The 9,268-nt window shown below is 70.9% G+C and carries 9 protein-coding genes; all 9 read right to left on the bottom strand.

The annotated features are described in order from the left end of the window. On the bottom strand, nucleotides 1–485 hold a 485-nt coding region (locus VFX14_18985; protein ID HEU5191778.1), incomplete at its 3' end, for an ATPase, T2SS/T4P/T4SS family. 8 nt (nucleotides 486–493) lie between these two features. After that, complete coding sequence (gene recA / locus VFX14_18990; protein ID HEU5191779.1) at nucleotides 494–1,552, bottom strand: recombinase RecA; 1,059 nt, start codon at nucleotides 1,550–1,552, stop codon at nucleotides 494–496. Nucleotides 1,553–1,809: 257 nt separating this feature from the next. Continuing rightward, nucleotides 1,810–3,021 carry a LysM peptidoglycan-binding domain-containing protein gene (locus tag VFX14_18995; GenBank protein ID HEU5191780.1) on the bottom strand — a complete coding sequence of 404 codons (1,212 nt, stop codon included), beginning with the start codon at nucleotides 3,019–3,021 and terminating at the stop codon, nucleotides 1,810–1,812. Further along, nucleotides 3,018–4,088 carry a polysaccharide deacetylase family protein gene (locus VFX14_19000; protein ID HEU5191781.1) on the bottom strand — a complete coding sequence of 357 codons (1,071 nt, stop codon included), beginning with the start codon at nucleotides 4,086–4,088 and terminating at the stop codon, nucleotides 3,018–3,020. Before VFX14_19000 ends, VFX14_18995 begins: the two co-directional genes overlap by 4 nt. After that, complete coding sequence (locus VFX14_19005; protein HEU5191782.1) at nucleotides 4,085–5,518, bottom strand: adenylate/guanylate cyclase domain-containing protein; 1,434 nt, start codon at nucleotides 5,516–5,518, stop codon at nucleotides 4,085–4,087. Before VFX14_19005 ends, VFX14_19000 begins: the two co-directional genes overlap by 4 nt. Nucleotides 5,519–5,563: 45 nt before the next feature. Beyond that, nucleotides 5,564–6,151, bottom strand: a complete 588-nt coding sequence (gene thpR / locus VFX14_19010; GenBank protein HEU5191783.1) for an RNA 2',3'-cyclic phosphodiesterase — start codon at nucleotides 6,149–6,151, stop codon at nucleotides 5,564–5,566. 10 nt (nucleotides 6,152–6,161) lie between these two features. Continuing rightward, on the bottom strand, nucleotides 6,162–7,409 hold the full coding sequence (locus tag VFX14_19015; protein ID HEU5191784.1) for a nicotinamide-nucleotide amidohydrolase family protein: 1,248 nt from the start codon (nucleotides 7,407–7,409) through the stop codon (nucleotides 6,162–6,164). After that, a complete protein-coding gene (locus tag VFX14_19020; GenBank protein ID HEU5191785.1) occupies nucleotides 7,406–7,861 on the bottom strand; it encodes a phosphatidylglycerophosphatase A in 456 nt (151 codons plus the stop codon). The genes VFX14_19015 and VFX14_19020 overlap by 4 nt, the downstream gene beginning before the upstream one ends. Before the next feature lie 25 nt (nucleotides 7,862–7,886). Then, nucleotides 7,887–9,197, bottom strand: coding sequence for a 30S ribosomal protein S12 methylthiotransferase RimO (rimO, locus tag VFX14_19025; protein ID HEU5191786.1), 1,311 nt, complete (start codon nucleotides 9,195–9,197; stop codon nucleotides 7,887–7,889). Between the last annotated feature and the right edge of the window lie 71 nt (nucleotides 9,198–9,268).

Consider the following 9,268-nt stretch of genomic DNA (forward strand, 5'->3'; position numbering starts at 1 on the left):
GGATCCTCGATAGTGACGATGTGGTCGTTCCGCCCCCGGTTCATGTAGTCGATCATGGCGGCCAGCGTGGTGGACTTGCCCGAGCCCGTGATCCCGGTGACGAGGACCATCCCGCGCCGCTCCATGGCCAGCCGCTCGAGCACCTTGGGGAGATGCAGCTCCTCGAAGATCGGGATCTTCCCCGGGATGTGCCGCATCACGCCCCGCACCTCACCCTGCGAGAGAAAGAGGTTCACGCGGAAGCGGCCTAGGCCATCGACCTGATAGCCGAGGTCCTTCTCGGTGCCGTCCATTAGGTCGTTGTAGCGATCCTCGCCGAGCAGCCGCATGGCGTTGCGACGCATGAACTCCCGCGTGACCTTGGGGAGGTCGTCCTGGACTTCGAGATGGCCGTGGATCCGGAGCACCGGATGCGCGTCCGCCTTGAGGTGAAGGTCCGAGGCCTGTCGCTTGACCGCCTGCGTGAGCAGCTCGTCGAGTTCCATCGTCCCTCCTAGCGGCCGGCCTTCTCGGGCTTGTCGCCCTTGTCGGGAGGCATGGGCGCGGCGGCGGGCTTGAGCCCCAGCGCGCTGCGGACCTTCGCCTCCATGTCGGCCAGCACCTTGGGGTTCTCCTTGAGGTACCGCTTGGCATTCTCGCGGCCCTGCCCGATGCGCTCGTTCTTGAACGTGTACCAGGTGCCGGACTTTTCCACGAGGTTCTGCTCGACGGCGGCGTCGAGCACGGTGCCCTCCTTGGACACGCCCTCGCCGTAGATCATGTCGAACTCCGCCTCGCGGAACGGCGGCGACAGCTTGTTCTTGACGACCTTCACCTTGGTACGCACACCGACGGACTCCGTGCCGTTCTTGATGGCGTCCTGGCGGCGGATGTCGAGGCGGATCGAGGAATAGAACTTGAGCGCGCGGCCGCCGGTGGTGGTCTCCGGGGACCCGAACATGACGCCGATCTTCTCGCGGATCTGGTTGATGAAGATCACGCTGCCGCCGGAGCGGGAGATCGCCGCGGTGAGCTTGCGGAGCGCCTGCGACATCAGGCGTGCCTGGAGGCCGGGCAGCGAGTCACCCATGTCGCCGTCGAGCTCGGCGCGCGGCACCAGCGCCGCGACGGAGTCGATCACGATGACGTCGACGGCGTTGGAGCGGACGAGGGTCTCGGCAATCTCGAGCGCCTGCTCGCCGGTATCGGGCTGGGAGATGAGCAGCTCGTCGGTGTTGACCCCGAGCTTCTTGGCGTAGATGGGATCGAGCGCGTGCTCGGCGTCGATGAAGGCGGCGGTGCCGCCCGCCTGCTGCGCCTCGGCGATGACATGGAGCGCGAGCGTGGTCTTGCCCGAGGACTCCGGCCCGTAGATCTCGGTGATGCGGCCGCGCGGGATGCCGCCGATGCCGAGCGCCACGTCGAGCGAGAGCGCGCCGGTGGGAATGACGGCGATCTCGTCGAGGGCGCCGCCCTGACCCAGGCGCATGATCGCGCCCTTCCCGAACTGCCGGTCGATGGAGGCCAGGGCCAGCTCGAGGGCTTGGCGGCGATCACTCTTCACTTCAGCCATGGGTGAGTCTCCTCGAAATGCTTGCACGCCTTACCCTGGAGTGGGCAATGCGCAAAGTCTCGATTCCACGCGCAATTACGATAATTTTAGAAGGCCGATCCCTCTAAAGTCAACGAACGGCGCGCTCCGTCGCCCACTTTCGATCGGAATCCCGCTGCGGTCAATGTCCAAGTTGGGATACGCGCGAAATTCCTGGGGGGACGGACCCCGCGTCGGGGCCCGGAAGGGGGGCGGCCGGGCGGCCGGAGGGCCGTCCGCTACTTCTTCTTGCGCTGCTCAAGCCCCTTCAGCAGCCGCTCCGCCTGCTCGATGTTCTTCTTGGCGTTGGCGTGGCTGGGGTCCAACTCCAGCACGACCTGCCACTCGCGGATGGCTTCCTTGAGCTTCTCGTCGCGGTAGAGCTTGATGCCCTCGCTGTAGTGCCTGTCGATGGCGTGGGTGCGCGCCTGCTGCAGGAGCTTGGCGGAGTCCTCGTAGTTGGGCTGCGCCCGGGCCAGCTGGGTCAGCGTGCGATAGGACTCGTCGTACTGCTTCTGGTCGTACTGGGACTTGCCGTAGCGGTAGAGCGCCACCTTGCGGAGGTCCTGGCCCTCGCGGTCCGACGGCGTGCTCGAGAGCAGGCGGTCCAGCCCCGCCAACGCGACCGTGTACTCGTTGCGGTCCAGCGCTTCGCGGGCGTCGGCCAGCAGCGGGTTGACCTCGGGCGGCGCCGGCTCCTCGCGCACGGACTCCGACCGGCTGGGCGGGCTGCCGGGCGCGGGCGGCGGCGTGATGCCGCCGCCCGACGGCGGCAGGCCGGCCACCGGTGGCAGCGGGTCGCGCCGCGGCTCCGCGCGGGCGAACGGCACCCCCGGGATCTCGGGAATCTTGAGCGTTGTGCCCACGGCGAGGCGCGGGTTCGGCGGGAGCTGGTTCGTCTCCCAGATCACCTCGGAGCGCGACCGGTCGCCGTAGTAGCGCTGGGCGAGGCTGGCGAGGGTGTCGCCCGCCCGCACGGTGTGGGTGACGAACTCGACCTCCCGCACGTCGTTCTGGAGCGCGTCGAAGGCCGTCTTGTTGAACGGGTCCATGGCGAGCGCGGCCAGGAAGCGGCGCCGGGCCTCCACGTGCGAGCCGCGCTGTAGCGCCGCCCGGCCCTCGTTGATCCGCTGGGTCACGCCCTGCTCGATGCGGCCCTCGAGCCTGGTCTGCCCGTCCCGCGCCGCCTGGTCGTTCTTGTCGATGAGGAGCGCGATCTTCCACTGGTCGAGCGCGCGGCGGAGCTCGCCCTCGCGCTCGAGGCGCTCGGCCTCGGCGCGCGCCTTGGCGGCCAGCTCCTGGCGGGGCGTGGGCGCCGCCGCTGGCCGCGCCGCACCGGCCGCGGATTGGGTGGGCGCCGAGGCTCCCGTCTGACCGTCCGGCGTTGTGGCCCCGGTCGCGCAGCCGCCCACGAGAAGCCCCAGCGCGGCCAGCCAGGCGAGCCGCCTCACTTGACCTCCTCGGTGGCGAAGACGTTGAGGTTCTTGATGAAGTCCTCGAGCGTCATCTCCGAGTAGATCTGGCTCCGGTGCCCCCGCAGCGGCGAGACGAAGGCGGGACTACCCTGGCGGCGCACCGTGAAGGCCGCGATGTAGCCGTACTCCTTGGTCTTCTTCACCACGTCGTCGTCCTGACGGCCGTAGGGGTACGCGAGGTACGCGGGCCGGGCCCCCAGACGCTGCTGGAACAGGGCGAGCGGCTGCTCGAGCTCCGCCTGCATGCGGCGCGCGAATTGCTCGTGGCTCTCGTTGGGCGCCTTGCGCAGGTCGCCGTGGGTCTTCGAGTGGGCCTCGATGTCGAAGCCCTCGGCGGCCAGGGCCTTGAGGTCCTCCCAGGAGAATGCGTTGCGCCCCGCTCCGACGTAGTCGGTGTAGACGAACAGCGTCGCGCTGAAGCCCAGCTCCTTCAGCACCGGATAGGCGTAGTCCTTGAAGGCGCGGTAGCCGTCGTCGAAGGTCAGCACCACGGACTTGCGCGGGAGCTGACGCTTGAAGCTCATGAACTCGACGAACTCCTTCAGGCTGATGACGTGGTACCCCTCCTTCTTGAGGTACCGCATCTGCTCGTCGAAGGACGACGCGGCGAGGACCAGCCGCCCCTTCGCCTGCCGATCGAGGTTGTGGTAGCAGAGGATCGGCACGAGCTGATACCCGTTCGTCTCGACGCCGGCCGGGTTCCACGGGCGCGCCGGGATGACGACCTGGTCGCCCGGCGCGAAGCTGTCGCGGCCCATGTAGTCGACGATCATCCAGGCTTTGGCCGGATCGCCGAGATAGCGCTCGGCAAGCGTGGCCGGGGTGTCACCGGGGCGCGCGAACGTGACGATGAACTCGTCCGAGCGGAAAGCGTCCGGCAGGGGCTCGACGCGGGCGGCCGGCGCCCCGCGGGCGGGACGGGGCGGGGCCCCGGGCTCGGCGGCGCGCTCGGGCTCCGCGGTGGCGCAGGCGGCGGCGAGGAGGGCCAGGGCACCCACCAGCAGTCGTCGGGCGGCGGTGGCCGCCGGAGTGCTTCGACTCACGCGCGCCCCCGGTGCCCGACCAGCTCGAAGACCTCCACCTGCTCCTCCTTGCCCTTCACCTTGATGGGCCCCAGCGGCACGACCTCGACGAGGTTCCGCACCTTGTCGTAGGTGCGCTCGCTGATGAGGATGCGGCCGGGCTTGGCGTTGGACTCGAGCCGCGAGGCGAGGTTCACGCTGTCGCCGATGACGGTGTACTCCATGCGCTCACCCGAGCCCACCGTGCCCGCCACGACCTCGCCCACGCTGACGCCGATGCCCACCTGGATGCGCTCCTTGCCTTCCTTGGCGCGCGCCTCGTTGAGGGCGGTGATCCCCTCCTGCATGGCGATGGCCGTGCGTACCGCGCGCACCGCGTGGTCGGGGTGCGCGATGGGCGCGCCGAACACCGCCATCACCGCGTCACCGAGGAACTTGTCGAGCGTCCCGTCGTGCTTGAAGACGGTCTCGATCATCAGCGCGTAGAACTCGTTGAGGAGGAGCACCACGTCTTCCGGCGACATCCGCTCCGACAGCGGGGTGAACCCGCGGATGTCGCAGAAGAGCACGGTGGCCTCGCGCCGCTCGCCGGTGAGCACGAGATGCTCGGGGTCCTTGAGTATCTCCTCCACCACCTCGCGGGCGACGTAGCGCGTGAAGGCGTGCTTGATCATCTCCTTCTCGCGGAGGCTCCGGGCCATCTGGTTGAAGGACTCGGTGAGCGTGCCGAGCTCGTCGCGGGAGGTCACCGGCAGCGCGACGTTGAAGTCGCCCTCGGCGATGGCGCGCGTCCCGCGCACGAGGCGGAAGATGGGCCGCGACAGGAGGTTCGAGAGGCCGATGGCCCCGAGCACGCCCACGACGACCATGGCGCCGGTGATGACGACGGCGCGCCAGAAGGCGTGCGCGAGCGCGTTGGTGATCGTCTGCTTGGAGAAGCCGAGGTAGAGGGCGCCGACCGGCGTGTCGCTGAAGACCAGCGGCATCGCGAAGTCGATCACCTCGCCCTTGTTGGTCTTGTACATGCGGACGAGAGGCTCGCTGCCGAGCTGCTCGAGCCCGGCGGGCCGCGTGATCGGCTTGCCGATCTCACCCACGTCGGAGTGCGCGAGCACGGTGCCGTTCTCGTCCGCGATGGCCACGTAGGCCACGTCGGGATCCTTCATCGCGTCCTTCACGAGCACGTTGAGTGTCAGCTCGTCCGAGGCGAGGAGCGAGCTCTTCGCCCCCGCGGAGAGATTCTCGGCGATGGTGAGGCCACGCTTGGTCATCTCCGCGGTCAGCGTCAGCTGCTCCTGGCGAATGAGGAAGGCGCTGACGAGGCTGACGGTGAGGAAGACCAGGGCGATGATGACGAGGCTCAGCTTGACCTTGAGGGGCAGCCGCATGCCGCGCGGGCGGGGGGTCGGGGGGGTGGGCTCCGCGGCCGTCGCGGACGCCTTCTGGCTCATGCGGACCTCATTGATAGTCGAGCATAGCAACCGCACGCACTTGGATCAACATGGGCGGCACCCAAGGGGGCGGCTCGCGAGCTCCGTGTACCGCGCGCCGGTGGGGTGGAGATCGCTTTTCATCAACGAGAGCGCGGTGATCGGGAGACGAGCGACCGCAACGCTCCCCACCCGCGCCACCGCCTGCCGGAGGGCCGCCGGGTCGTCCCGGCGCCAGCGGCGCTCGTCCGCGACCCGCCCGATGGTGAGGTGGGGGTGCCAGGGCCGGCTCTCCGGGGGAAAGCCCCGCGCCACGAGCCCCGCCACCAGCCGGGCCTGAAGCGCCCGGGCAGCCAGCGCCCCCTCCGCCACCCCCACCCAGAAGATGCGGGGCCGCTCGAGGCCCGGGAACGCCCCGAGCCCGTGGAGCCCGACCTCGAAGGGCGCGCTGGCCGCCGCGGCCTCCCCGATGGCCCCGAGCGCGTCCTCGAGCCGCGCGTCGTGCTGATTGCCCAGGAAGTAGAGCGTGAGGTGGAGGTTGGCCGGCGGCACCCACGCCACCGCCCGCCCCAGCGGGCGCAGGCGGTCCACCTCGGCGGCGACGGCCGTGCGCGCGTCCTCGGTCAGGAGCAGCGCGATGAAGGCACGCGGCATCGACGCCGCGTCAGGCGGAGAGCAGCGCGCGGCGGAGCATATCGAGAGCGGCCTGGGCGGATTGCCACTTCACCGCGACCCGCCCCCCCGGAAAGAGGAAACGCCGCACCTCCACGCCCCCCGGGCTCGCCACCGCGATGAACACGGTGCCCACCGGCTTCTCGGCGCTCCCGCCGTCCGGACCCGCGATCCCGGTGATCGCCACGCCGCAGGCGGTGTGACCCACGCGGCACACGCCGCGCACCATCGCGTCCGCCACCGGCGCGCTCACCGCGCCGTGAATCTTCAGGAGCTCGCGCGGCACGCCGAGCAGCTCTTCCTTCGCCTCGTTCGAGTACACGACCACGCCTCGCTCGACGTAGCGCGAGGAGCCGGGGATGTTGGTGAGCCGGTGCGCGACGAGGCCGCCCGTGCAGGACTCGGCGGTGGACACGGCGAGGCCGCGCTCGCGCAGCAGCCCGCCCACCGCCTCCTCCAGCGACTGGCCGTCCGCGCCGTAGCAATCCGCGCCGAGGGCGGCCCGCACCGCGGGCTCGGCCTCCGTCAGCGCGGCCTCCGCGAGCGCCCGGATCGGCGCCCGAGCCAGGAGGCGCACCCACACCTCACCGTCCACCACCGCGCAGGATACCGTCACGGGTGCTTCCTTCCCGAGCCAGGCGCCCAGGCGCTCCTCGGCGTCCGCGGGAGGAAGGCCCGCGGTGCGGAGCACGCGCGTGAGGGCCACGCCGCCCGAGGCCACCCGCTCGCGCACGGCCGGGCGCAGGTGCTGGTCCACGAGGCCCGCCAGATCGGGCCCGTCCAGCGGCAGCACCGCCACCAGCGCGCTCCGCGCCTCCAGCACCCAGCCCGCCGCGCTCGGGAGGCTCTCGCCGGCAGTCAGCCAGATCTGCGCGCCCTGCGGAAGCAGCGCGAGACGCTCGAGCCGGCGGGGCAGCGCACGGCCCCGCCGGGCATGATCCTCCTCGAGGAAGCGGAGCATGCGCTCGCTGAGCACGAGGCGCACCCCGGCCAGGCGCGCCAGCACACGCCGGGCCACGTCGCCCTCCGAGCCACCGGGCGGGGCCAGCATCACCACGAGGCCGGGCTGGTCCAGCGCGGGCGCCAGCACCGACTCCAGCGCCGCCTCGTCCTCGTCCACCATCGCCAGCGAGTAGACGATGACTCCCTCCGCGGAGAGCGCGCGCGCCACCGCGCGCCCCGCGGACCCCCGGGCGTCGCCGCCCTCGGCCATGCCGACGGTGATGATCCACGCGATCACGCGGGCACCCCGAAGAGGGCGCGCGCGCCCATCACGAGGATGAGGGCGTAGACGCCCGCGATGAGGTCGTCGATCATCACGCCGAGACCGCCGGTGAAGGCCTGGCTCTCGCGCGCGGGGAAGGGCTTCCAGACGTCGAAGAGCCGGAAGAGGGAGAAGGCCACGAGGAGGACCGGGATCGTCCGCGGCAGCAGGAGCACGGCCAGCCCCATGCCCGCGATCTCGTCCACCACGATGATGCCGGGATCCTTCTGGCCGAGCACGCGCTCGACGCGCCCTCCCGCCCAGAGCCCCGCCGCCGTCACCGCCGCCACCGTCCAGGCGAGCCCGGGCATCGTGAAGGGGATGAGCCAGAGGAGCACGAGGGCCACGGCACTGGCCACCGTGCCGGAGGCGACGGGAGCGTAGCCGACACCGCCCCAGGTCGCGATCGCGAAGGCGACGCGATCCACCGCGGATAGACGCGGCGTGCTGCCGCTACTCTCCGACCAGCTCGTAGCCGTCCACTTCGACGATGCGGACCTCGGCGAACCGTCCCGGCGCGAGCCGCCGATCGCGAAGGAGCACCACGCCGTCGATCTCGGGCGCCTGACCGGCGAGCCGCCCCTCGAAGGGGAACGCGCGGTCGGCGCTGGGTCCGTCCACGAGTACCGTCTGCCGCGTGCCGTAGAGCGCCTTCTGCCGCGGCCACGCCAGCCGGTCCTGCGTCTCCTCGACGAGGGCGGCGCGCTCGGTCATCACCTCGGCGGGCACCACATCCGCCATGCTCGCCGCCGGCGTGCCCTCTTCGGTCGAGTACGTGAAGACGCCCAGGCGGTCGAACGCGACGTCCTCGATGAACGCGAGGAGATTGTCGAACGCCGCCTCGGTCTCGCCGGGGAAGCCCACGAGCACCGTGGTGCGCACGGTGAGCCCGGGGATCGCCTCGCGGAACTGGGCCACGATGTCCTTCATCCGCCGCGCCGTCACCGCCCGCCGCATTGCGCGGAGCACACCGTCGTCGCCGTGCTGCACCGGCATGTCGAGGTAGGGCACGACGCGGGCGCGCGCCCAGCGGGCGATCAGCCGGTCGTTGACGTGCGCGGGGTGGAGGTACATCGGGCGGATCCACGGCATCGTCGTGTCCGACAGCGCGAGGAGGAGATCGGCGATGTCGCCGTTACCCGGAAGGTCGCGCCCGTACGCGAGCGTGTCCTGCGAGACGAGAATGGCCTCCTGGATCCCGCGCGCGGCGAGCCCTTCCACCTCGGCGACGACGTCGCGTAGCGGGCGGCTCCGGTGCTTGCCGCGGAACTGCGGAATCGCGCAGAACGTGCAACCCATGTCGCAGCCCTCGGCGATCTTCACGTACGCGTAGGGCACGCGCCCGGTGAGGAGGCGGGGCGTGGCCGCGTCGTAGAGATAGCCGGGGGGCGCGGAGGTCACCCAGTTCTGCCGCCCGTCGGCCTGATTGACGACCTCCACGATGCGCGAGAGCTCGGAGGTGCCGAGGATCGCGTTCACCTCGGGGATCTCGGTGAGGATGTCGGCGCCGTAGCGCTGGGTGAGGCAGCCGGTGACCACGAGGGCGCGCGCGCGGCCGCGCTCCTTGAGCTGGGCCAGCTCGAGGATCGTGTTCACCGACTCCTCGCGCGCGCGGTCGATGAAGGCGCACGTGTTGACGACGAGGCACTCGGCGGCCTCCGCGTGGTCGGTGATCTCGTGGCCGGCGGCGGTGAGCATGCCCAGCATCAGCTCGGAGTCGACCTGATTCTTGGGGCAGCCGAGGGTGGTGAAATGGACCTTCATGGCGAGGCCTCATGATCCCACACGCCCGCGCGACCCGTCAAACCACGGCGGGGCGCCGCGGGGGCGCGCGG

The sequence above is a fragment of the Candidatus Methylomirabilota bacterium genome (assembly GCA_035764725.1).
In the GTDB taxonomy this organism is placed as follows: domain Bacteria; phylum Methylomirabilota; class Methylomirabilia; order Rokubacteriales; family CSP1-6; genus DASRWT01.

Bases quoted from the DNA above. Each gene is read 5' to 3' on its own strand.
- recA (HEU5191779.1), bottom strand. From the start codon at position 1,552: ATGGCTGAAGTGAAGAGTGATCGCCGCCAAGCCCTCGAGCTGGCCCTG.
- VFX14_19005 (HEU5191782.1), bottom strand. From the start codon at position 5,518: ATGAGCCAGAAGGCGTCCGCGACGGCCGCGGAGCCCACCCCCCCGACC.
- thpR (HEU5191783.1), bottom strand. From the start codon at position 6,151: ATGCCGCGTGCCTTCATCGCGCTGCTCCTGACCGAGGACGCGCGCACG.
- rimO (HEU5191786.1), bottom strand. From the start codon at position 9,197: ATGAAGGTCCATTTCACCACCCTCGGCTGCCCCAAGAATCAGGTCGAC.